General features: G+C 32.9%; 22 protein-coding genes and 1 riboswitch. Of the genes, 10 read left to right on the forward strand and 12 right to left on the reverse strand.

Annotated elements, in window-relative coordinates:
- Positions 1–6 precede the first annotated feature (6 nt).
- From P7122_RS11985 to P7122_RS12000, 4 genes are read right to left on the reverse strand one after another with little or no spacing between them, the layout of a single operon-like run.
- A complete protein-coding gene (locus P7122_RS11985; RefSeq protein ID WP_278006130.1) occupies positions 7–390 on the reverse strand; it encodes an acyl-CoA thioesterase in 384 nt (127 codons plus the stop codon).
- A complete protein-coding gene (locus P7122_RS11990) occupies positions 390–953 on the reverse strand; it encodes a PAS domain-containing protein (protein ID WP_278006040.1) in 564 nt (187 codons plus the stop codon). Before P7122_RS11990 ends, P7122_RS11985 begins: the two co-directional genes overlap by 1 nt.
- A 39-nt stretch (positions 954–992) precedes the next feature.
- Positions 993–2051: a YncE family protein gene (locus tag P7122_RS11995; protein WP_278006041.1), complete on the reverse strand. Its 1059-nt coding sequence runs from the start codon at positions 2049–2051 to the stop codon at positions 993–995.
- Between the two features lie 3 nt (positions 2052–2054).
- Positions 2055–3890 (reverse strand): TonB-dependent receptor plug domain-containing protein, encoded by a 1836-nt coding sequence (locus P7122_RS12000; RefSeq protein ID WP_278006042.1) that lies wholly within the window; start codon positions 3888–3890, stop codon positions 2055–2057.
- A 42-nt stretch (positions 3891–3932) separates the two neighbouring features.
- Positions 3933–4138: riboswitch (cobalamin riboswitch) on the reverse strand.
- A gap of 80 nt (positions 4139–4218) precedes the next feature.
- On the opposite strand from P7122_RS12000, the gene P7122_RS12005 reads away from it, so the two are divergent.
- From P7122_RS12005 to P7122_RS12035, 7 genes are all read left to right on the forward strand, one after another.
- Positions 4219–5373 carry an ABC transporter substrate-binding protein gene (locus P7122_RS12005; protein WP_278006043.1) on the forward strand — a complete coding sequence of 385 codons (1155 nt, stop codon included), beginning with the start codon at positions 4219–4221 and terminating at the stop codon, positions 5371–5373.
- On the forward strand, positions 5374–6402 hold the full coding sequence (locus P7122_RS12010; RefSeq protein WP_278006044.1) for a FecCD family ABC transporter permease: 1029 nt from the start codon (positions 5374–5376) through the stop codon (positions 6400–6402).
- A 105-nt stretch (positions 6403–6507) separates the two neighbouring features.
- Positions 6508–7302, forward strand: a complete 795-nt coding sequence (locus P7122_RS12015) for an ABC transporter ATP-binding protein (protein WP_278006045.1) — start codon at positions 6508–6510, stop codon at positions 7300–7302.
- A 106-nt stretch (positions 7303–7408) separates the two neighbouring features.
- Positions 7409–8797, forward strand: a complete 1389-nt coding sequence (locus tag P7122_RS12020; RefSeq protein ID WP_278006046.1) for a DNA recombination protein RmuC — start codon at positions 7409–7411, stop codon at positions 8795–8797.
- Between the two features lie 100 nt (positions 8798–8897).
- Positions 8898–9545 (forward strand): SatD family protein, encoded by a 648-nt coding sequence (locus P7122_RS12025; protein ID WP_278006047.1) that lies wholly within the window; start codon positions 8898–8900, stop codon positions 9543–9545.
- Between the two features lie 2 nt (positions 9546–9547).
- Complete coding sequence (locus P7122_RS12030) at positions 9548–10264, forward strand: DUF3307 domain-containing protein (RefSeq protein WP_278006048.1); 717 nt, start codon at positions 9548–9550, stop codon at positions 10262–10264.
- Positions 10257–10802 carry an acyl-CoA thioesterase gene (locus P7122_RS12035; RefSeq protein WP_278006049.1) on the forward strand — a complete coding sequence of 182 codons (546 nt, stop codon included), beginning with the start codon at positions 10257–10259 and terminating at the stop codon, positions 10800–10802. The genes P7122_RS12030 and P7122_RS12035 overlap by 8 nt, the downstream gene beginning before the upstream one ends.
- Positions 10803–10867: 65 nt before the next feature.
- Here P7122_RS12035 and P7122_RS12040 read toward each other — a convergent pair whose 3' ends face one another.
- The 3 genes from P7122_RS12040 to rpmH all read right to left on the reverse strand — a co-directional run bounded on the left by P7122_RS12040 (position 10868) and on the right by rpmH (position 14467).
- Positions 10868–11254: a T9SS type A sorting domain-containing protein gene (locus P7122_RS12040; protein ID WP_278006050.1), complete on the reverse strand. Its 387-nt coding sequence runs from the start codon at positions 11252–11254 to the stop codon at positions 10868–10870.
- Between the two features lie 100 nt (positions 11255–11354).
- Positions 11355–14207 (reverse strand): carbamoyl-phosphate synthase large subunit, encoded by a 2853-nt coding sequence (carB, locus tag P7122_RS12045; protein ID WP_278006051.1) that lies wholly within the window; start codon positions 14205–14207, stop codon positions 11355–11357.
- 98 nt (positions 14208–14305) lie between these two features.
- Positions 14306–14467 carry a 50S ribosomal protein L34 gene (rpmH, locus tag P7122_RS12050; RefSeq protein ID WP_138434274.1) on the reverse strand — a complete coding sequence of 54 codons (162 nt, stop codon included), beginning with the start codon at positions 14465–14467 and terminating at the stop codon, positions 14306–14308.
- A gap of 164 nt (positions 14468–14631) precedes the next feature.
- On the opposite strand from rpmH, the gene P7122_RS12055 reads away from it, so the two are divergent.
- The gene (locus tag P7122_RS12055) at positions 14632–15210 is read left to right on the forward strand and encodes a tetratricopeptide repeat protein (RefSeq protein ID WP_278006052.1); all 579 of its coding nucleotides are present in this window, start codon (positions 14632–14634) and stop codon (positions 15208–15210) included.
- Positions 15211–15215: 5 nt separating this feature from the next.
- Here P7122_RS12055 and cls read toward each other — a convergent pair whose 3' ends face one another.
- The 3 genes from cls to P7122_RS12070 are packed head-to-tail and all read right to left on the reverse strand — an operon-like array spanning position 15216 to position 18314.
- Entirely contained in the window at positions 15216–16664 is a 1449-nt protein-coding gene (gene cls / locus P7122_RS12060) for a cardiolipin synthase (RefSeq protein ID WP_278006053.1), read from the reverse strand.
- Positions 16665–16667: 3 nt separating this feature from the next.
- Positions 16668–17603 carry a lytic transglycosylase domain-containing protein gene (locus P7122_RS12065; RefSeq protein ID WP_278006054.1) on the reverse strand — a complete coding sequence of 312 codons (936 nt, stop codon included), beginning with the start codon at positions 17601–17603 and terminating at the stop codon, positions 16668–16670.
- 42 nt (positions 17604–17645) lie between these two features.
- Entirely contained in the window at positions 17646–18314 is a 669-nt protein-coding gene (locus tag P7122_RS12070; RefSeq protein ID WP_278006055.1) for an alpha/beta hydrolase family protein, read from the reverse strand.
- A gap of 182 nt (positions 18315–18496) precedes the next feature.
- Between P7122_RS12070 and P7122_RS12075 the strand changes: the two genes are divergently transcribed.
- Positions 18497–18793, forward strand: coding sequence for an N-acetyltransferase (locus tag P7122_RS12075; RefSeq protein ID WP_278006056.1), 297 nt, complete (start codon positions 18497–18499; stop codon positions 18791–18793).
- Positions 18794–18863: 70 nt separating this feature from the next.
- Here P7122_RS12075 and P7122_RS12080 read toward each other — a convergent pair whose 3' ends face one another.
- A complete protein-coding gene (locus tag P7122_RS12080; protein ID WP_278006057.1) occupies positions 18864–19256 on the reverse strand; it encodes a hypothetical protein in 393 nt (130 codons plus the stop codon).
- A gap of 90 nt (positions 19257–19346) precedes the next feature.
- The gene (gene mtaB / locus P7122_RS12085; RefSeq protein WP_278006058.1) at positions 19347–20690 is read right to left on the reverse strand and encodes a tRNA (N(6)-L-threonylcarbamoyladenosine(37)-C(2))-methylthiotransferase MtaB; all 1344 of its coding nucleotides are present in this window, start codon (positions 20688–20690) and stop codon (positions 19347–19349) included.
- Between the two features lie 45 nt (positions 20691–20735).
- On the opposite strand from mtaB, the gene P7122_RS12090 reads away from it, so the two are divergent.
- Positions 20736–22349: an ABC transporter substrate-binding protein gene (locus P7122_RS12090; protein ID WP_278006059.1), complete on the forward strand. Its 1614-nt coding sequence runs from the start codon at positions 20736–20738 to the stop codon at positions 22347–22349.
- Positions 22350–22436 lie beyond the last annotated feature (87 nt).

Here is a 22436-nt window from a genome sequence, read left to right on the forward strand (position 1 = left end):
TTTTTATTAAAGAATATTTATTGGCTTTTTATTTTCATCAATGGCTACAAAGGTAAATTCGCCAGAGACTGCTTTTTCTCTGGAGTCTGTGTACATTTCTTCTACAAAAATATCAACTCTTACCTTTAGACTTGTAGAACCTAAATAGGTTACATAACCTGTTAATTCTACTATAGTACCTGCTGGAATAGGTTTTTTAAAGTCTATCTTATCACTACTAACCGTTACCATTTGTTGTCTACTAAAACGAGTAGCTGTTATAAAAGCGGTTTCATCCATTAACTGCATTGCAGTACCACCAAAAAGCGTATGGTAATGATTTGTTGTATTCGGAAAAACTGCTTTAAAAATAGTAGTTCTAGAATTCTTCTTTCTTGTTTCTATATCCATCATACTACTTGTTTTTCAAAAGCTATAAAATGTGTAGTTTCTTTATTATACAAAGGAATTACTTGGACTTCACATTTGTATAGTGTGCCATCCTTTTTATAGTTATGTAAAATTTCTTTAAAAGGTTTACGCTTAGTTATATGTTCTCTAATTCTACTTTTGGTTTTATTATCAGTTGATTCGCCTTGCAAAAATCTTGGTGTTTTATTTAGTGCAAAAGTTTTTGAATATCCTGTCATTTCAGTAAATCCATTATTTACCCAAATAATCTTCTGATTCTTATCGGTAATAATAAGAGCTTCGTAATCCTTTTTATTAAATACAGTCTCAATATCATTTTGCCATTGAAACTTCTTTGAAAACGACAACACCTGGCGTAACTCTGCCAGCTTAACCGACGCTTCAATTTTATCTTTGTAATGCGACATATAAATATCCCAACTTAATAAAGGCATTACATTTGGCTTAGACAATGCTATAGCTTCTTGTAATTTTTCAATTTGAGAATCCTCACCATAAGATGTATATATATCTAAACAGCTCATATAAAAAGGATCATTCATACTTATAGAATTAGAGTTACAAAGCCTATAGAAAACTAACTAGTTAAAATAAACTCCACCAGGAATTATATTCACTGATGCAGAATTTAATAATGTATTTGTAGATAAATCGTATGCAAAAACAGAACCATTACTTGTAAAATCGCCAGCATCTACACCATATAAAATAGAATTATTAACAGACATTCCATAGAAATTTAAACCTGTAATATCTGCATCTGTTGGCAAAGTTGTAGCATTAGCATTCATGCTATAAACACTTCCAGACATGTAGTAATATAACGTGTTGTTTTCAACAGCTAAGAAATTTGGATGCTGAGTAGACGTAAAATCGATAGAAGTTACACTGTTATCTGAAATATTAACTTTAGATAATTTTCCTGCAGTTTCATCTCCTGTCCAAGAAGGCTTACCGCCAGATAAAACCCATAGATTATTTCCTGACACAACTAATGAGTTTGGTACATCGCCTACTGTTATTGTAGTAGTAACGGCATCTGTGTTAGCATTTACCACAGAAACAATATTGTTTTGTCCATAACCACCTTGGTGCGCTACATATACCTTATCTCCACTAGCCACTATTTCCTCAGGACCTTCTTCTACACTAATGGTCTGTGCGTTTAGTGTGTTTGTGTTTAAATCAATTATTGCTAAATAATCGTCTGTAGCAACTCCACCATCTCCCCAATTTGTAACATATCCTTTTCCATTAGAAAAAGCTACAAATCTTGGGTTGTTAAGACCTGTTGTAATACTTGCTACACTTTCAAAAGTATATCTGTTTACAATTTCAATACTGTTTGATGCATTTAGTACGATATAAGCCAAATCATTATAAAACCCAATGCTCTGTGCTGTATCTCCTAATGCAGTTCCGTTTACTGAAGAAAAAATGTCGTTTTCTATTACAGATAAGTCATAAGTACCAAAACTTACCGAAGCATTTCCTTGACCAAAATTTCCTTCGTGAGAAATTAAAATTCCATTTTCGTAATCACCTAAAGGCGCACTTGATCCATTGTCATCATCATCACTACAAGACGTTAATAATACAGATATAGACAAGAAAAGTAAAAGTAATTTGTTTAGTTTCATTGTTTAAAAATTTAAATTTAAGTTTAGATTATAGTTTCTGTTTGGCATTGGTCTTAATGCCACATTTTCGTAATATTTATTGTATATATTGTTTACTCTAAGACCAAGTGTATATTTTAATTTTCCGTTGTTATTTAATCTATAGTCTACACCAAGATTTGCAACATTATAACCTCTTAGATCTCCACCTATTATTTGAACTTCACCATTTATTAAGTGTTGGTAAAAGCACTGTAAGGCTTTAAAATCATATGCCAAAGAGGTGTTTATTTTATGCTTTGGCACATAAAACAAGGACTGATCTTTATCGTCATCGTTAGCAATAGTATAAGCGTACGAAGATGAAAGTAAAAATTTATGATTTTCGTTTAATTGTTTTCGCACTGTTGCTTCAAGCTCTAAACCATACTGCGAGCTATTGGCCACATTAACCGGATTCCAATAGCCAGTTTCTGCATTTGGCCTCCATTGTATAAGATTTGATGTTTTAATATAAAACGCATTAAACTTAACTTCAGAATTTTTAAAATTGAATTGATGTCCTAAATCTATTTGATACGATTCTTCTGGTTTTAAGTCTAAGTTTCCACCAGGATTCCAATACAAATCATTAAACGTTGGTACTCTAAAATTCTTTGAAGCATTTAATTTTAAAGCATAAAAGCTTAACAGTTGATATCTAAAATCTGCTGATGCTACAAAAGGGCTCTCAAAATCTGAGATTATATCTTTTCTAATGTTTAGGTTGTAGTTTAACTTATCGTTTAGTGCATGACTAAAAATTGCTGTGGCAGAAAACGCATTTCTTGTAGGATCGTCAAAACTATTACCTTCAGCATTTATATAGGCATAATCTGTAATAACATTAAAGGTTATTGCTTCGTTTAAATGCTTTTCAAAACGATGCTTTATCAAATAAGTCGTTGCTCTTCCTTTAGAATAATTATCTAACTCTCTATTTTCAAAATATTTAAATATTTCAGATAAATAAGCCACCTTTAATGTAGATGTATAGGTTTTGTGAAGGTGCCTCCACTCTACCATTGCTCTGTAATCTTCAGTTTCGTATTTACTGTTTGAAGGCGCTAGTAAGGTTGAAGAAAATGCTCTGTCGCTATAAAAACTTTGATAGTATAGCTTTAAAATATCTTTATTAGATACTAAGTATCCTAGATTAAAATTCAGGTCTAAATTTTTAAAAGCTCCATTCTCATTTTTTCTGTCTGTGCCTAATATTTTATAGTCATTATCAGAATCTAAATAAGCTGCACCAACATTAATCGCTAATTTTTCATTACTAAACGAGGCGTTATAACTAGCACGTTTAGTATCATAACTTCCATAATCTAAGCGAATATTATGGTCAGAGTGTTTATCAAAATTTAGAGTATTTGCTAAATGAATACTTCCGCCTATTGCTCCACTTCCATATTGTACACTTCCACCTCCGTTTCTTATGGTTACATTATTATAGTTTGAAGTCGATAACAAATTAAAATCTACTTGACCATTGAGCTGAGAGTTTATATTAATACCATTCCAAACTACAGCTGTTTGCGAAGCATTAGTACCTCTAAAAGATGGCGAAGACACCATACCATAGCCATTTTCTTTAAAATAGATATTGGTATTAAATCGTAATAAATCTGTAAGCGAATTGCCGTTTTTTCTAATCACAGAATCATTAAGCACTGTAACCTTATAACCGTTAGAATAACGCTTTAGTTTTACGTCGCTCAATACCACCTCATCCAATTTATGAATTGAATCTGATGGCTTTTGTGCATTTGAAAACATAAACACACAACAAAATAATAATGCTAAAAATAAATGTCTCATAACTCAAAAGCTTTTTTCCCGAAAGCTTTAATGTTTAATTAGGAAAATTGGCAGGTCTCCTGACTTGCGTCTTGTTATTGGTCTTCCCAGAAAAAATTCCAGTGACATTGAAGGTTATAACAAGCGTTGTAGCTTACAGTTGCGGGAACAGTTTTGGAATTGAAAATAGTATTCGCACCAAATTCCCTTTTAATTGACTTTGCAATCCTGAATCGTTTCAAGATTTAATCATAGTCAAACCAAAATTCACCGCGAAAATAAACATTTTGTTTCATGTTGAATTCAAATGTTGAAATAATATTACTTTTGAAATAAATTTTAATAGACCTTGAAACATCCATTTTACGTCCTTTTTGCACTTTTACCGCTTTTCTTTTTTAATTGTAAAGACGATAAGAGCAATACCCAACCGCTACCTGTAAAAACAGAGAATCGTATAAACTTAAAATATGCACAAGGGTTTTCTTTTGAAGATTTTACAGACTATAAAGTATTAACCATAAAAACACCTTGGCCTAAGGCCGAAAAGAGTTACAAATACCTTATAGCTTCAAAAGAACAGTTAGCTAAAATGACCTTTCCTAGCGATGCTTACGATGGTGTAATTACGGATAACATCGCAAAGCTTGTTGTAACTTCAACAACACATATTCCTGCATTAGAACTGTTGGGCATCGAAGAAAGTTTAGTTGGTTTTCCTGGTACAGATTACGTGTCTTCAGAAAAAACAAGACAGCGTATAGAAGCTAACGACGTAAGAGAATTAGGCAAAAACGAAGGCATTAATACCGAAGTTTTACTAGAACTAAATCCTGATGTGGTTATCGGTTTTGGTGTTGATGGTGTTAATAAAACCTTCGAAACTATTAAAAAAGCTGGTATTCCTGTAATTTACAATGGAGATTGGGTAGAGTCTTCTGCTTTGGCAAGAGCTGAGTGGATTAAGTTCTTTGGTGTTTTATTTAATAAAGAAAAGCAAGCAGATTCTATTTTCAACACTATAGAAACCAATTATCTCGAAGCTAAAAAAATTGCTTTAAATGCTGAGCATCAACCTACCGTTTTAAGTGGTGTTGTAAATGGTAATGTTTGGGAACTTCCTAATGGCTCTAGCTTTGAGGCCCAATTTTTAAAAGATGCCAATCTTAACTATTTATGGAGTGACACCGAAGGAAATGGCAGTTTAAAGCTAAGTTTCGAAACCGTTTTTGAAAAAGCTAAAGATGCTGATTTATGGTTAAGTCCTTCGTATTTTAGAAGTTTAGAACAGCTAGAAAGCGCTAATACGCTTTACACTAATTTTGAAGCTTTTAAAAATAAAGCTATTTATAGTTTTACCAATACAACCGGAAAAACAGGTGGTGTTTTATACTACGAACTTGGTACGACGAGACCAGATTATATTTTAAAAGACCTTATTAAAATTGGGCATCCTGAATTGTTAAAGGACTACACACCTCATTTTTTTAAACCTCTTGAGTAGTTGAATAGTCAGAACACATATTACAAAACATTTACTGTGCTTGCAGTATTACTATTGGTGTGCTTTTTTTTAAACATCAGTTTAGGTTCGGTAAGCATTCCTTTTAAATCCGTTTTTTCTAGCTTATTTGGCTCTACCGAAAACAAAATCTGGCAAACTATTATTATAGATTTTAGGTTACCAAAAGCCATCACAGCTATCCTTGTTGGCTCTGGCTTAGGTATCTCTGGGCTTTTAATGCAAACATTGTTTAGAAACCCACTTGCTGGTCCTTTTGTTTTAGGCATAAGTTCTGGTGCAAGTCTTGGTGTTTCTTTGGTCATTCTGGGATCAAGTTTATTTGGAGGTCTTTTAGCTGGCAGCATAATGTCTAATTGGAGTATTGTTATCGCTGCGAGTTTGGGTAGTTTTTTAGTATTACTGGCAGTTTTAGCCATGTCTAGCCGAGTTAGAGACACAATGGCTATTCTTATTATTGGTTTAATGTTTGGCAGTATTACAGCTGCTGTGGTTAGTGTACTCTCGTATTTTAGTTCTGCTGAGCAACTACAACAATACATTTTTTGGGGATTTGGTAGTTTGAGCAATTTATCATGGAAAGAAATCTTAATTTTCTTTGGAATCTATGCTATTGGTATTGTAATTAGTGTTTTTTCAATTAAAAGCTTAAACAGTTTGTTACTAGGAGATAATTATGCAAAAAGTTTAGGACTCAACCTTAAACAAAGCCGACTTTTAATTATTATAGCTACAAGTCTTATTGCTGGTACTATTACTGCATTTGCTGGCCCAATTGCGTTTATTGGCTTGGCTATTCCGCATTTAACACGTCAAATTTTTAAAACCACAAATCATAAAATCTTATTACCTGCAGTATTTTTGTTTGGTGCTATTGTTATGCTCATTTGCGATAGCATAGCGCAAATACCAGGCAGCGATTACACGTTACCAATTAATGCCATTACAGCCCTAGTTGGTGCACCAGTAGTCATTTGGTTATTGGTAAGACAGCGAAAAATGATGTTTTAAAAAAGTTAGAAGTATGAAGGTAAAAGTTAATTGTCATTCCGCACATGATGCGACATCTAATGAGATCCTGAATCAAGTTCAGGATGACAGAACATTTATTAAATTTTGAAGACAGCCAACCAACATACCATCCTAAAGGCTGAACAACTTTCCATTGGTTACAAAACCAAAAAGAAAGAAACGGTTATTTCTGATAACATCAATTTTGAATTAGAAAACGGACAATTAATTGGTTTGGTTGGTGCTAATGGTATCGGAAAATCCACATTATTAAGAACACTTATTAGTGTGCAACCAAAGCTTAGTGGCAACATTTTACTCAATAATCAAGCTTTAGAAAGTATTTCTGCTAGTAAATTAGCCACGCAACTAAGTATAGTCTTAACTGAAGCTATAACATCAAAAAATCTTTCGGTTTTTGAACTCATTGCTTTAGGAAGACAACCGTACACCAATTGGATTGGCAATCTTTCTAACGAAGACATCCGCATTGTCAATAATGCGCTAGCGCAAGTAAATATTCCAGATTTAAAAGACAAAAAGTGTTACGAACTCAGTGATGGCCAGCTTCAAAAAGTTATGATTGCACGTGCGTTAGCACAAGATACAGACATTATCATTTTAGATGAGCCAACTACGCATCTCGATATGTATCATAAAGCATACATTTTAAAACTACTTCAGAAGTTAACAAAAGACACAAAAAAAACCATCTTATTTTCATCTCACGAAATAGATTTAGCTATTCAACTTTGCGACAAAATGATTGTAATGCAAAAGGACAGCGTGGTTTTTGATGAACCTTGCAACTTAATTTCTAACGGTGTTTTTGAATCGCTTTTTCCTGGTGATTTAATCAAGTTTGATAATACTTCTGGTTGTTTTAGAGTGAAAAAGTAATATGATTCTTAGTACACTGAAAAATCTATTTTTTAGAGATTCTTCAGTCATTTCATTCCTTCTGAATAACAAATAAATTATCTTTGATGAAATTCTTTTTCATCTTATGACCGACACACTTATTTTATTTATCGCTATCATTTTTTCTGCTGCAATTGGTGCTTTTTTAGGTTTAAAATTTTCGCAACTAAAAAGCAAAAGTAGCACCAGTATGCTGGAAGAGCGTAATGCTAACCTCAACCAGCAGCTTGAAGAATTAAAACAAAATTCTGAAACAGAAAATGAAAAACAGAATGTACTTTTTAATCAACAACTACAAGATTTAAAAGCTACGATTGCTAAAATTGAAACGGAACGTGAAGACATAAGAAGAGAAAAAGATTTTTTAAATACTGAACTTTCTAGACGAAATACAGAATTTCAAAATCTACAAGAACAAAACCTAAAACGCGATGAAGAACTTGCCAAACAACAAGAGCAGTTACGCAAGGATTTTGAATTGATGGCTTCTAAAATATTAGATGAAAAGTCAGAGAAGTTCACCATTCAGAATAAAGAGAACATTAAAAATATTCTTAATCCGCTTGAAGAAAAGATAAAAACCTTTGAAAAGAAAGTTGAGGATTCTCAAAAGGAAAGTATTAGCATGCATTCGGCTTTAAAAGAGCAATTGTTGGGCTTAAAAGATCTTAATCAGCAAATGGCTAAGGAAGCCACTAATCTTACAAAAGCTTTAAAAGGCGATAGCAAAACACAAGGTAATTGGGGCGAATTGGTACTAGAGCGTGTTTTAGAAAAGTCTGGTTTAGAAAAAGACCGTGAATATTTTGTACAACAAAACTTTCAGCGCGAAGATGGTTCTCGTGTAATGCCAGATGTGGTGTTGCACCTACCTGATAATAAGAAAATGATTATAGATTCTAAAGTATCACTAACCGATTATGAGCGCTTAGTGAATGCTGAAGATGACGAGCGCACACTCTATTTAAAGGCTCATGTTAATTCTATAAAAAAACACGTAGATCAACTATCAGCTAAAAACTATCAGGATTTATATGACATTGAGTCGCCAGACTTTGTGTTGATGTTTATTCCTATAGAACCTGCTTTTGCAGTTGCCATTAACGAAGATAACACACTATACAATAAAGCGTTTGAACAAAACATTGTAATCGTTACTCCTTCTACTCTTTTAGCAACATTACGTACCATAGACACCATGTGGAATAACGAAAAACAACAACAAAACGCTATTGAAATTGCAAAACAAGCTGGTGCGTTGTACGATAAGTTTGAAGGTTTAGTAACCGACTTAACAGGTGTTGGTAAAAAAATAGATGCTGCTAAAAACGATTATTCCGCAGCAATGAATAAGCTTGTTGAAGGTAAAGGCAACCTAATTTCGAGAGTTGAAAAAATTAAGAAAATGGGTGCAAAAGCAAAAAAAGCATTACCTGAAAGCATTATTAAACGTGCTTCTGAAGACGATATTTAAGTATTCCTAAATTAAGGCATAAATAAAAATATGCTGTTTATATGGCATATATTTGTTTATTCCGTATTTATGGCATATATTTACGTAAATATTAGATGCCATGATAAGTGTAATAACTGGAGACATTATAAACTCCAGAAGTGTAGTAGACCAAAATTTGTGGCTACAACCACTAAAGCAAGCTTTAGATTTTGTAACTAAAGACGCTTCTCGATATGAAATTTTTAGAGGAGATAGTTTTCAGTTAGAAATTGAAGATGCTAAAACAACTTTCAAAAAAGCTATATATATTAAGGCTTGTATAAAATCTATAAAAGGTTTTGATGTAAGGTTAGCCATTGGTTTAGGACATAAAACTTACAATGCTCAAGGAGTATCAGAATCTAACGGTCCTGTTTATTTAAATTCTGGTAGTATGCTAGATGCTATGAAACAGAATAAAATTAATCTTAGCCTAAAGTCTGATATAAAAAATGAGTCTTCAGATTATAACTTTGATACAATTTTTAATTTGTATTTTAGGTTTGCCAGTATAATAATGGACAACTGGACAGTAAATTCTGCTGAAGCCGTAAAGCTATTAATAGAAACAGATTATGGCAACCAAAAAGAAATTGCTAAACAAATAGGCATTAATCAAGATGCTGTAAGCAAACGTTTAACACGCGCAAATATTGATGAAATCCTTGAACTAAATAACCTATACGAAAAACACATAACAGCACTAACCACTAAAAATCTAAGCTAAAGATGGCGCTAATTCTTTTAAAACTTTTTCTCGCTCATATTCTTGGTGATTTTTTTCTTCAACCTAAAAAATGGGTAAAGGACAAAGAAAAAAAGAAATTAAAATCTAAATGGTTATATGTACACATAGCTGTTCATATCGCTTTAATGCTTCTTTTGGTCTGGGATTTTTCGTATTGGTTATTAATTCTACTTGTAGGTATTTCTCACTTTAGCATTGATGCTCTTAAACTCATACTTCAGAAAAAAAAGACGAAGCGTTTTTACTTTTTTGCAGATCAGGTTTTTCATGTTATAGCTATATTTCTTATTACCGCAGCAATGTTTTATGATGATGTAGCGCCTTCATTATCGATAAGCACCTCTGCGCTGCTCTTAGTAATTTGTCTGGCTTTTTTAACACAACCAACTTCAATAATTATGAAAACCATTTTTTCAAAATGGGATATTTCAAAATATACTGAGGATAACGAATCTTTAGAAGATGCAGGTAAATACATTGGTATTTTAGAAAGATTGCTAGTTTTTATCTTCATTATTGTAGGTCATTGGGAAGCTGTTGGTTTTTTAATTACAGCAAAATCGGTATTTAGATTTGGCGATTTAACTTCTACTAAAGAGCGAAAACTTACAGAATACATTTTAATAGGTACGTTAATTAGTTTTGGTATCGCTATAGTCGTTAGCCTAATATTTTTAAATTTAAAATCTTATGTATAAAACGGTCGATTCTTCAAGGGTAAGCATATCTCAACTTATGCAACCTTCACATTCTAATTTTAGTGGTAAAATTCATGGAGGATACATTCTTAACTTAATGGACCAAATTGCTTTTGCTTGTGCTTCTAAACATTCTGGAAGTTACTGTGTAACTGCATCTGTTGATACTGTAGATTTTATAAACCCTATTGAAGTTGGCGAATTAGTAACCATGAAAGCTTCGGTAAACTATGTTGGCTCTACATCAATGGTTGTTGGTATTAGAGTTGAGTCTGAAAACATTCAGACTAGTGTAAAAAAGCACTGTAACTCTTCTTATTTTACAATGGTTGCAAAAGACGATGATGGCAAACCTAAAAAAGTTCCTGGTCTTATTGTAAATGACAAAAATGAAGTAAAACGATTCTTGAAAGCTATAAAAAGAATGAACACCAAGCATCAGCGAAAAACTGAATTTGATAGCATTAATTTTTCGTTAGAAAATTATATTGATCAACTAGAAGGTTATCGTGTAAAGGTTGAACTTCCTGAGCATTAAAAACTAATAAAAAAAAGCCATTTCGTTTTAAGGAAATGACTTTAACTTATAAGTGCTTTGTATTTTTATTGCTTAATAAATCTTTTGGTCTGTGAGGTTTTTCCATCAGAGACCTTAACTAAATAAACTCCACTTTTCCAACTAGACACATTTACAGAAGAGGCTAACTTAGTAATCGTTCCTTTGTGTACACGCTTACCCAAAACATCAAATACTTCTATACTTGCTTCATCTGTCCCTTTTGGTAATGTTACATTTAACTTATTTTTTGCTGGATTTGGAGAGATAACAAATTCTAAATCTTCCTGATCAATTGTCTGAAACACATCTATTACATTCAATTCTGTAATACAATCATGACAATCAAACTCTATCCAACGTCTATCCTCTTCTCCAGCATGGGAAAAATTAAGAAATAGACAAAAGGAAAATAATAGTAAAGCTCTTTTCATGAATTATGTTTTAAGCTAAGTTACAAATTTATTTGATATCTTTTTTTATATTCAAAAATCAGACCAAAAAAAAACCGCGAATTAAATCGCGGTTTTTTAATTATTTACTCAAATACATTTTTCGTCTTGAATATAAATCGTAGAATTCATCATCTTTAAGACTTTCAATGAATAAGATACTTTCTCCGGTACTTTTCATTTCTGGTCCTAATTTCTTATTTACATTTGGAAACTTATTAAAAGAGAAAACTGGCTGTTTTATTGCATAACCTTTTAATTGAGGGTTAAATTCAAAGTCCGTTACTTTATTCTCTCCTAACATTACCTTGGTTGCATAGTTTACATAAGGCTCTTTGTAAGCCTTAGCTATAAATGGCACTGTACGAGATGCTCTTGGGTTTGCTTCAATGATATAAACCGTATCATCTTTAATAGCAAACTGAATATTGATTAAACCAACCGTATTAAGCGCTAATGCAATTTTCTTAGTATGATCTTTTATTTGCTGCATTACAAACTCACCAAGATTAAATGGTGGTAATGTTGCATTACTATCACCAGAGTGAATACCACATGGTTCAATATGCTCCATTATACCAATAATGTACACATTTTCACCATCACAAATCGCATCAGCTTCTGCTTCTATTGCGCCATCTAAATAGTGGTCTAATAAAAGTTTATTTCCTGGTATAGATTTTAAAAGATCTATAACATGCTCTTCTAATTCTTGTTTGTTAATTACAATCTTCATGCCTTGTCCACCAAGTACATAAGAAGGTCTTACCAAAATAGGGAAGTCTAATACATCTGCAATTGCTAAAGCTTCGTCTGCTGTTTCGGCTACATCAAATTTTGGATAAGGAATGTTGTTTTCTTTTAATAAAGTTGAAAAACTTCCTCTGTCTTCCGCTAAATCTAAAGACTGGAAACTTGTTCCCATAATCTTTACACCATAACGCTCTAATTTTTCTGCTAGCTTTAAAGCAGTTTGTCCACCAAGCTGTACTATAACACCTTCTGGTTTTTCATGCTGAATGATATCGTAGATATGTTCCCAGAATACAGGTTCAAAATATAATTTGTCTGCAATATCAAAATCTGTAGAAACAGTTTCTGGGTTACAGTTAATCATGATGGTTTCGTAACCACATTCTGATGCTGCTAGTACACCATGTACACAACAATAATCGAACTCAATACCTTGTCCAATACGGTTTGGACCAGAGCCTAATACAATGATTTTCTTCTTATCTGTAACAACGCTTTCGTTAGCTACAGAAACTTGTCCGTCTGCAGTTTCTACTTCACTCTCAAATGTAGAATAGTAATATGGTGTTTGTGCCTTAAACTCAGCAGCACATGTATCTACAAGTTTATAAACACGGTTTATTTTAAGCTCTCTACGTTTGTTATAAACTTCACTTTCTAAACACTTAAGCATGTGTGCAATCTGACGGTCACCATACCCTTTTTGCTTAGCTTCAAGTAGTAATTCTCTATCGATAGAGTCTATTGAGTACGTAGAAATTTCTTTTTCTAACTGGAATAACTCTTCGTATTGCTTTAAGAACCACATGTCTATTTTAGTGATTTCGTGAATACGACTTAATGGAATTCCCATTTGTATAGCATCATACAATACAAAGACACGATCCCAACTTGCATTGGTAAGCTTGTCTATAATTTGATCGTAGTTCTTATAACCTTTACCATCTGCACCTAAACCATTACGTTTTATTTCTAATGATTGCGTCGCTTTATGCAATGCTTCTTGGAACGAACGTCCAATTCCCATAACCTCACCTACAGCTTTCATTTGAAGACCTAAAGTTCTGTCTGACCCTTCAAACTTATCAAAATTCCAACGTGGTATTTTTACAATAACGTAATCTAAAGTTGGTTCAAATAAAGCAGATGTAGATTTTGTAATCTGATTACTTAACTCATCCAATGTATAACCTAAAGCTAACTTCGCCGCAATTTTTGCAATTGGATAACCTGTTGCTTTACTTGCTAATGCAGAAGAACGCGATACACGTGGATTAATCTCAATAGCAATGATTTCTTCTTCCTCATCCGGACTTACTGCAAACTGTACGTTACAACCACCTGCAAAATCTCCAATACTACGCATCATATGAATTGCCATATCACGCATTTTTTGGAATGTCTTATCAGATAAGGTCATTGCTGGTGCTACCGTTATAGAGTCTCCTGTATGAATACCCATAGGATCCATATTCTCTATAGTACAAATAATAACAACGTTATCGTTTTTATCTCTAAGAAGTTCTAACTCGTACTCTTTCCATCCCATCATGGCTTTATCAATCATCACCTCATGTATTGGTGAGATTTCTAAACCTCTGGTTAAGGCCTCATCAAACTCTTTTTCGTCATATACGATTGAAGCACCTGCTCCACCAAGTGTAAAAGAAGCTCTAATACATAAAGGAAAACCAAACTCTTGAGCTATTTCTTTTCCTTTTAAGAAAGAAGTAGCAGTAGCTTGTGGTGCCATACCCACACCAATCTCCAGCATTAATTCTCTAAATTTCTCTCTGTCTTCAGTAATGTTAATAGCATCTATATTAACACCTATAATTTCTACTCCAAAATCTTCCCAAATTCCTTTTTCATCTGCTTCAATACAAAGATTAAGAGCTGTTTGTCCACCCATTGTAGGCAGTACTGCATCTATATGAGGATGCTCTTTTAAAATCTTAACAATAGATTTTGTAGTTAACGGCAACAGGTAAACATGATCTGCCATTGCAGGATCTGTCATAATAGTTGCTGGGTTAGAATTTATAAGAATTGTTTCTATTCCATCCTCACGTAATGAGCGTAACGCCTGAGAACCAGAGTAGTCAAATTCGCAAGCCTGACCGATAATGATTGGGCCAGAACCAATTAATAAAATAGATTTAATGTTTTTGTTTTTAGGCATGAGATTGTCTTTTGGTTTGCAAAAATAAATATCGATTGGGTATAAAAAAAGGCGTTACACCTAAGTAACACCTTTAAAATATTAACAATTGTTAATCATTATTTTTTATGTCTTAATTCTGAAGATACAGACAATTTCTTTCTTCCTTTAGCTCTTCTACGTGCTAAAACTTTTCTTCCGTTAACAGAAGCCATTCTTTCTCTGAAACCGTGCTTGTTTCTTCTCTTTCTTTTTGACGGTTGAAACGTTCTTTTTGGCATTGTCTTATATTTTTAAAATCCTGAATTCTTAAATTAATCGTTGATGGTTCTTTCAAAAACCGGGTGCAAATATACAACAAGTTTTTGCTTTAGCAAGTACTATTTTCAAAAAAATTTTATTTGTTTTTATTACCTTTGCTCACTTCAATATTTAAACCTTAAAAATGTTCAATAAAAATATAAAATTAGTAATAGCTGCATTAATAATCGGATACGCCATATACCAGTTTACCGAAGGGTACATTGGTAATGGGATTATGTACTTATTACTTTCTACGATATTTATTTTCCTTTATTATAAAAATGAAATGATTCTTTTAGCTTTCTTCAAATTGCGTAAGCAAGATTTTGAAGGTGCTAAAAAATGGTTAGATAAAATTAAAAATCCTGAAAGTTCTTTAGTAAAAAAACAGCAAGGGTATCTTAGCTACCTTAATGGTATTATGGTTTCTCAAACCAACATGAATGAGGCTGAAAAGCACTTTAAAAAAGCCATTACTCTTGGGCTATCTATGGATCATGATTTGGCAATGGCAAAATTAAACTTAGCTGGTATTGCTTTTTCTAAACGCAAAAAACAAGAAGCTCAAAAATTATTATCTGAAGCAGAAAAGCTTGACAAACGTAATATGCTTGCTGACCAAATAAAAATGATGAAGCAACAAATGAAAAAAGCTTCTATACCAAGACAACACTACGGACAACCTACTTCTGCCAGACAAAATAGAAGAAGCCGTCGCTAAAAAAATTATAATAATGGTGCTGCTAAACGCGCTAAAGCTTCTATAAGCTTGGTAGACTTTGCTCTTTTTTTCCATACATCTAGTTTTAACTGTGACGTATGCTCTAGATCTGAACTAAAAATCTGATTCAGTTCTTTGGCAAATGGCCTATCATAAATTAAAGCATTGACTTCAAAGTTTATATTAAAACTTCTATAGTCCATATTTGCAGTGCCAACGGTACTAAAAACATCATCTATTACCATAGTTTTAGCATGTACAAATCCTTTGGTATACTGATAAACCTCTACTCCTGCTTCAAGTAATTTTTCTAGATAAGAATTGGTAGCATATTCTGCAATCCAGGAATCTGATTTTTTTGGCACAATTAGTTTTACTTCAATATTACTTCTTGCTGCTACTTGTAGTGCTGTTACAATCTCATCGTTAGGAATAAAGTAAGGTGTGGTAATATGAATATATTTTTCTGCATTAGTGATGGCTACAAAAATAGATTCCATAATGTTAGACCAATCTGTATCCGGACCACTGGCTGCTATTTGTAATGCTACATCATCTTTGCAATCATTTTCGGGAAAGTAGTCTTTTGAAATTTTTACGTTTTCTTCATTTGTAAAATCCCAAGTAGTAAAAAACAATATTTGAAGTTGCCTAACAGCTTCACCAACTATTCTAATGTGTGTATCTCTCCAATATCTTGTATCGTTAGAATTAACATAGTTATCTGAGATATTTATACCACCAACATATCCTATTTTCCCATCGATAATAGCAATTTTTCTATGATCTCTATAATTCATCTTTCCTGTAAATTTAGAGAAAAGTACAGGCATAAATTTACGCAGCTCTACTCCACTGTCTTTTAGCTTGCGCTTCATTTTAGATGATATATCACTACCTACATCATCTATTACTATTTTAACTTTTATGCCTTCTTTTGCTTTATGGCATAATACGTCTAGAAACTTTGTCCCTATGGTATCATCTTTAATTATGAAATATTCAATATGTATATGATGCTTCGCATTGTTTAGATCTTCTAATAACAATTGCATTTTTTTGTCACCATTCTTAATGAGTTTGACTTCATTTTTTACAGTGAGTTTAGACTTTTCACTATTATATAAAAGTCTAATAAGCTTTGATTTTTCATCAAGCAACTCATCTACACTTTCAATGGTCTTGATATCTAACTCTAGCTCTTTTTGTATTTGCTTTACAACAGACTGGTTTAAAACATGTTTTCTATTAAAAATTTTAGACTTTCTGTATTCTTGTCCAAAGAGATAATATACAATGAGTCCTACAAAAGGAAAAACCAACAAAACAATAATGTAACTTAATGTCTTTGTTGGATTTATCTTTTTAAAAAGTACGGTAACTACTGCTGATGTCGCTAAGACATAGTTAAGTCCTATAAGTATTTGCCAAATATGTTCTTTTATGTATTCCAAATATTAAGGCTGAACATTATAATACCCTTCCTTAGGAATTTCTATGGTGTATAGTTTTCGAGATTTGTTATTAAGATGTGGTTCTCTTAACCATGGGTTGTGAATCTTTAGTATTTTGTAGTTAATGCCAAATCGTTTTGCAAACTGAGAAAAGTCTGTAACTGCTGTATCTACCTCTACTTTGTATGTTGGTATATACTTGTATAAATGGCTTTTGTTGTAGTTAAATCCGTACTTAGAAGGATTGTTTAAAATTTCTTTTAATGCCACTATTCTAAACATATAACGACCTGTTTCTTCACCTAAAAGCAAATCGTAATAATTACTTACTCCTTGTTCTTTTAATCGTCTAGAAATACCTGCATTACCTGCATTGTATGCTGCTGCTGCCAATGTCCAAGATCCAAGTTGCTCTTTGGCTTTTATTAAATATTTACAAGCAACCTCAGTTGCCATTTCTAGATTGTAGCGTTCATCTACATTATTATTAACTTCTAATCCATTTTCTCTACCTGTAGCTTTCATAATTTGCCAAAAACCTCTGGCACCTGCAGGTGATACAGCATTGGTTAAGCCACTTTCTATTACTGCCAAATACTTAAAATCATCAGGAACTCCATTCTTTTTTAATATTGGTTCTATAACAGGAAAATATTTCTGTGCTCTTTTAAACATAAGCAATCCGTTAGACTGCCAGTAAGTGTTAACCAAAAGCTCTCTGTCCATTCTTTCGTGTATGTCTGGGTTTTCTACAGGTATCTTTTCTCCTGCAAAGTTTAAGCCTTCTGGCATCTCCAAGGCATATACATTATAATCATTTACTAAAGGATCTTCTTTGCCTATAGTTTCGTCTGAAGGTGCTTTTTGCATAGAAAAAATAAATAATCCTGATACGCACACAAGCCCTACTACTGCTAATATATTTTTTAAAGTCTTCATACTATTATTTTTTTATAAATGTAAGTAATAAACCGTTCTCTTTCAAGTATGAGACTCTATAAGTTTTGGTAAATTTTCGTTAAACCATTTATACTTATTAATTATCATTATGTGAGTTCCTCCTTTGATAACAATACAATTACCAACACAAGAATTTGGAAAAACCATATCCTTATCTCCATGAATATACACAGCGTCTATATTTGGTTCTTCTTGCTCCCAGCACACCACCTGTTTTATGGCCCAATCCAAGTAAACCGTGTCATTTACAGAAAGGTATTTTTGGTAAAGGTCTACTCGTTTTTTTATAGTTTCTCCTAATGCGTACTTTGCCAAAAGCTCTATATTACCAACCAATCTGGTAGGTAAAATCTTATAGGCTTTGGTGTATTTTAGCAACTTCATGCGTTTTGGAAGTTCGTGATGCGACTTTACACTAGACACTACAAAGAGTTTCTTAACATTTAAAAATTTGCTCATTTCCTGAACCAATATACCTCCAAATGAAACTCCTAATAACACCACATTATCATGTTCTACAAACTTACACATACGCTTGGCATAATCTTGTAATGTTTCATCCTTATCTGGTATTTGCCATTCTAACCAATGAATTTGATACTTATCTTCTGGCAGTTTTATATACTCAAAAATTGTAGGATTGGCAGCCATTCCTGGCATTAAATATACATGGGTAAGGTTTGAGATCATAACTAAATTTTAATGTATAAATGTAAGTTTAAAGGCTCCAAAAAGCCGTTAAAAACCTATTATTTAACGTTTTAACAACCTTAATTTAAAACTTACGTCGATTTTTTGTACCTTTGCACAGCAAAACTATATAAAATATAGTATCTACTTGCCAACCGCTAACTTAAAAAACAAGGAAAATTATGACTGAAACTGCTGAATTAATTGATAATGACTTTTTACGTCAATATGAATTAAAAGTTGAAAATGACATGGCCATTATTGAGTACTCTTTACAAGAGCGAAAAATATTTTTAACTAAGATGGTAATTCCTACTTCGGTAAAATCTACCGAATTTGAAAAAGATTTTTTAGCGATGGTATTTGCTGATATTAAAGAAAGAAACATTAGTGTAGTACCTACAAGTCCTGAAATTGCAAAGTTTGTAAGAAGCAACAGAAAGTACAAGCGTATGCTACCAGTTGGTATTCGCATATAATCTGAAATAGAATAAATAAAAAAACCGAAACAAATTTGTTTCGGTTTTTTTTATGGTTTATATCTCAATTTCAAAAAAATTGTGTGTAATCATCCGAAACTTTTTCTAGCTGAAGAGAACTATTGGTTAAAAAAAGTTGGCCTTCGTTTGTAATAGTAAAAGTATCTATATGCACTTCATTAGCATCATAAAGATTAACTTCATTACCATTCAGTTTCCAAGTAAAAGATAATGCGTTAGAAATTATTTCACCAGAAGCAAACTGAATACTTTCTGTATTAATTCCTATTTTATCTGCACCAAAAACCAGTCTATACGTTGTTGTAGTCTCAGTATTTGTTTCTGTATTTTCCCAAACACCTAAAATATCAACTCCATTATCTTCATGATCCTCTTCTGAGCAAGACATTAGCGCCAGAGAGAATAAAATTATTAAAAATGAAGTTATTTTATAACGCTTCATATGATAACGAATACTTAGTTTTGGATAAATGTATTTGCGGCTATACAGCAATTAAAATTAAATCGTTAAGTCACAGATTTATTAGACCAACTAAATTGCCTTAACAGTATTATTAGAGTGCACAAAGTTAAAACGCACTAATCCGTCTTCGTCTATTTTGGTTAATTCTACGGTGTGTAACGTATTTACCAGCTCTGGATTCCATGGTGCTTTAACCTTTACATAGTTTTCGGTAAAGCCATGAATGTAACCTTCTTTATTTTCACCTTCAAACAAAACAGTTCTTGTAGTTCCTATCTGCGCTTCGTAAAAAGCTCTTCTTTTTTTGGCTGATAGACCACGCAACATCTTACTACGCTTTGACCTTACATTTTTTGGCACTACTCCATCCATTGCTGCAGCTTCTGTATTATCGCGCTCAGAGTATGTAAATACATGTAGATAGGAAATATCCAACTCATTTAAGAAGTTGTAAGTTTCCAGAAAACGCTCTTCGGTTTCACCAGGAAAACCAACAATAACATCCACACCAATGCAAGCATGTGGCATTACTTCTTTTATTTTTGAAACACGATCTACATACAACTCTCGCATGTAACGACGCTTCATCTTTTTTAGAATATCGTTACTACCACTTTGTAATGGCACATGAAAATGAGGAACAAATGCTCGAGATTTTGAAACCAATTCTATGGTTTCATTCTTCAATAAATTAGGCTCAATGGAAGAAATTCTTAAACGCTCTATACCTTCTACTTTATCTAACTCGGTAACCAAGTCTAAGAAAGTATGCTCGTGCCTTTTGTTTCCAAATTCACCCTTACCATAATCACCAATATTTACTCCTGTTAAAACAATTTCTTTTATGTTTTTCTCAGAAATTTCACGAGCGTTCTTAAGAACATTGTCCATAGTATCGCTACGAGAAATCCCTCTTGCTAGAGGAATTGTGCAATAAGTACATTTGTAATCGCAACCATCTTGCACCTTTAGAAATGCTCTGGTTCTGTCTCCAATAGAATAACTACCTACATAAAAATCGGCTTCTTCTATTTCACAACTATGCACTTCACCAAAATCGTTTTTGGTTAAGTCGTTTAGGTAATCGGTAATTTTAAACTTTTCTGTTGCACCCAATACCAAATCTACTCCATCAACATCTGCAAGCTCTTCTGGCTTTAACTGCGCATAGCAACCTACAGCTGCAACAAATGCCTCCGGATTTACCTTTTGCGCTTGCTTTACTATAGTTTTAAAACGTTTATCTGCATTCTCTGTTACAGAACACGTATTAATTACATAGATATCCGCTTCCTCATTAAAGTCTACACGTGCAAAACCTTCATCCTTAAAACTTCTAGCTATTGTAGAAGTTTCAGAAAAATTAAGCTTACAACCTAAAGTATAAAATGCGACTTTTTTTGTTGGGTTCATTCTTGTATTTTTACCAAGTTGGCAAATTTACAACATATTAATTAGATGCAAAAACCCATTAAAACCTTATTATTCAGCCTCTTAATTTTTAGTATTACTTTGTTTTCGTGTTCTTCTAAAAACAATAAGAATAATGACTTGTTAGTTTTCAGGTATAATGAGCACAAAAACATCAGTTCTTTAGATCCTGCTTTCTCTAAAGATTTAGCAGATATTTGGGCTACACACCAGCTTTTTAATGGATTGGTTCAAATGGATGATCAGCTCAACGTAATGCCTTGCATTGCTAAAAATTGGGTGGTTACAGACAGTGCCAAAACTTACAGCTTTACCCTTAGAAAAGATGTATATTTTCATAAGCACTATTTGTTCGGTAAAGACTCCACAAGAACAGTTAATGCTTCAGATTTTGAATACAGCTTCAACAGACTTAAAGACGAAAAACTAGCCTCACCAGGAAGTTGGGTGCTTAAAAAAGTAGAAAGTTATGCAGCTTTAAATGATTCTACATTTCAGATTAAATTAAAACAACCTTTTCCTGCGTTTTTAGGGCTACTCACCATGAAATATTGTTCTGTGGTTCCTAAAGAAATTGTAGAGCATTATGGCAGTGATTTTAGATCTAATCCTATTGGTACTGGTCCGTTTAAATTTAAGCGTTGGGAAGAAAATGTAAAACTCGTTTTTAGACGTAATAACAATTATTTTGAAACTGATGAAAAGGGAGAGCAATTACCTTATCTTGAAGCCATAGCCATTACATTTTTACCAGATAAACAAAGTGAATTTTTACAATTTGCACAAGGCAATATCGATTTTGTTTCTGGTTTAGATGCCTCTTACAAGGATGAAATTTTAACCGCTGAAGGCAAACTTAGAGAACTGTATGCTGATGACGTAAATATGATTAGAGGACCATACCTCAACACTGAATATCTGGCATTTTTTATGGAAACTGAAGTGGAAGAAATTCAGGCTTTAAAATTAAGACAAGCCATTAACCTTGGTTTTGACAGAACCAAGATGATTACTTATCTGCGAAACGGCATTGGTATACCTGCAACTGGTGGCTTTATCCCAAAAGGGTTACCAGGTTTTGATGATACTATCGGTTTTACTTATCAACCCGAAAAAGCAAAACAATTAGTTTTAGAATTTAAATCTGAAACTGGTATCCAAAAGCCAGAAGTGACCTTAACAACTACGAGCAACTATTTAAGTTTTTGTGAATTTATTCAACGCGAAATTCAGAAAATTGGTATTAATGTTAATGTAGATGTAATTCCTGCTTCGAGTTTAAAGGATGCAAAAGCTAATGGTCAACTCGACTTTTTTAGAGCAAGCTGGATTGCAGATTATCCTGATGCCGAAAATTATCTGTCGCTTTATTACAGTAAGAATTTTGCGCCGAATGGACCAAATTACACACATTATTCTAGTTCTGAATTTGATAAAATGTATGAAGCTTCTTATTTAGAAATCAACCCTGAAGCGAGAGCTGAGCTTTATACTAAAATGGATGCTTTGATAATAAATAGAGCACCAATTGTTCCTATGTTTTACGATGAAGTAGTACGTTTTACCAGAAAAGAGGTGAAAGACCTAGGAATCAATGCAACGAATTTATTGGAACTTAAGAAAGTTAAAAAGACAGAATAGTCACGCTAAGGCGCAGATTCGCAAAGTTTATTGATATTTAATCCTCTCTACAATTGGAGATAACGCACTAATATCAACCCTCACAAT

The organism is Winogradskyella marincola (genome assembly GCF_029624125.1).
Classification (GTDB): domain Bacteria; phylum Bacteroidota; class Bacteroidia; order Flavobacteriales; family Flavobacteriaceae; genus Winogradskyella; species Winogradskyella marincola.

Coding starts and splice junctions, on each gene's coding strand:
- P7122_RS12020 (WP_278006046.1), top strand. CDS start 7,409: ATGACCGACACACTTATTTTATTTATCGCTATCATTTTTTCTGCTGCA.
- P7122_RS12025 (WP_278006047.1), top strand. CDS start 8,898: ATGATAAGTGTAATAACTGGAGACATTATAAACTCCAGAAGTGTAGTA.
- P7122_RS11985 (WP_278006130.1), bottom strand. CDS start 390: ATGGATATAGAAACAAGAAAGAAGAATTCTAGAACTACTATTTTTAAA.
- P7122_RS12035 (WP_278006049.1), top strand. CDS start 10,257: ATGTATAAAACGGTCGATTCTTCAAGGGTAAGCATATCTCAACTTATG.
- P7122_RS12055 (WP_278006052.1), top strand. CDS start 14,632: ATGTTCAATAAAAATATAAAATTAGTAATAGCTGCATTAATAATCGGA.
- P7122_RS11995 (WP_278006041.1), bottom strand. CDS start 2,051: ATGAAACTAAACAAATTACTTTTACTTTTCTTGTCTATATCTGTATTA.
- P7122_RS12030 (WP_278006048.1), top strand. CDS start 9,548: ATGGCGCTAATTCTTTTAAAACTTTTTCTCGCTCATATTCTTGGTGAT.
- P7122_RS12000 (WP_278006042.1), bottom strand. CDS start 3,890: ATGAGACATTTATTTTTAGCATTATTATTTTGTTGTGTGTTTATGTTT.
- P7122_RS12065 (WP_278006054.1), bottom strand. CDS start 17,603: ATGAAGACTTTAAAAAATATATTAGCAGTAGTAGGGCTTGTGTGCGTA.
- carB (WP_278006051.1), bottom strand. CDS start 14,207: ATGCCTAAAAACAAAAACATTAAATCTATTTTATTAATTGGTTCTGGC.
- P7122_RS12075 (WP_278006056.1), top strand. CDS start 18,497: ATGACTGAAACTGCTGAATTAATTGATAATGACTTTTTACGTCAATAT.
- P7122_RS12070 (WP_278006055.1), bottom strand. CDS start 18,314: ATGATCTCAAACCTTACCCATGTATATTTAATGCCAGGAATGGCTGCC.
- mtaB (WP_278006058.1), bottom strand. CDS start 20,690: ATGAACCCAACAAAAAAAGTCGCATTTTATACTTTAGGTTGTAAGCTT.
- P7122_RS12080 (WP_278006057.1), bottom strand. CDS start 19,256: ATGAAGCGTTATAAAATAACTTCATTTTTAATAATTTTATTCTCTCTG.
- P7122_RS11990 (WP_278006040.1), bottom strand. CDS start 953: ATGAATGATCCTTTTTATATGAGCTGTTTAGATATATATACATCTTAT.
- P7122_RS12090 (WP_278006059.1), top strand. CDS start 20,736: ATGCAAAAACCCATTAAAACCTTATTATTCAGCCTCTTAATTTTTAGT.
- P7122_RS12040 (WP_278006050.1), bottom strand. CDS start 11,254: ATGAAAAGAGCTTTACTATTATTTTCCTTTTGTCTATTTCTTAATTTT.
- rpmH (WP_138434274.1), bottom strand. CDS start 14,467: ATGCCAAAAAGAACGTTTCAACCGTCAAAAAGAAAGAGAAGAAACAAG.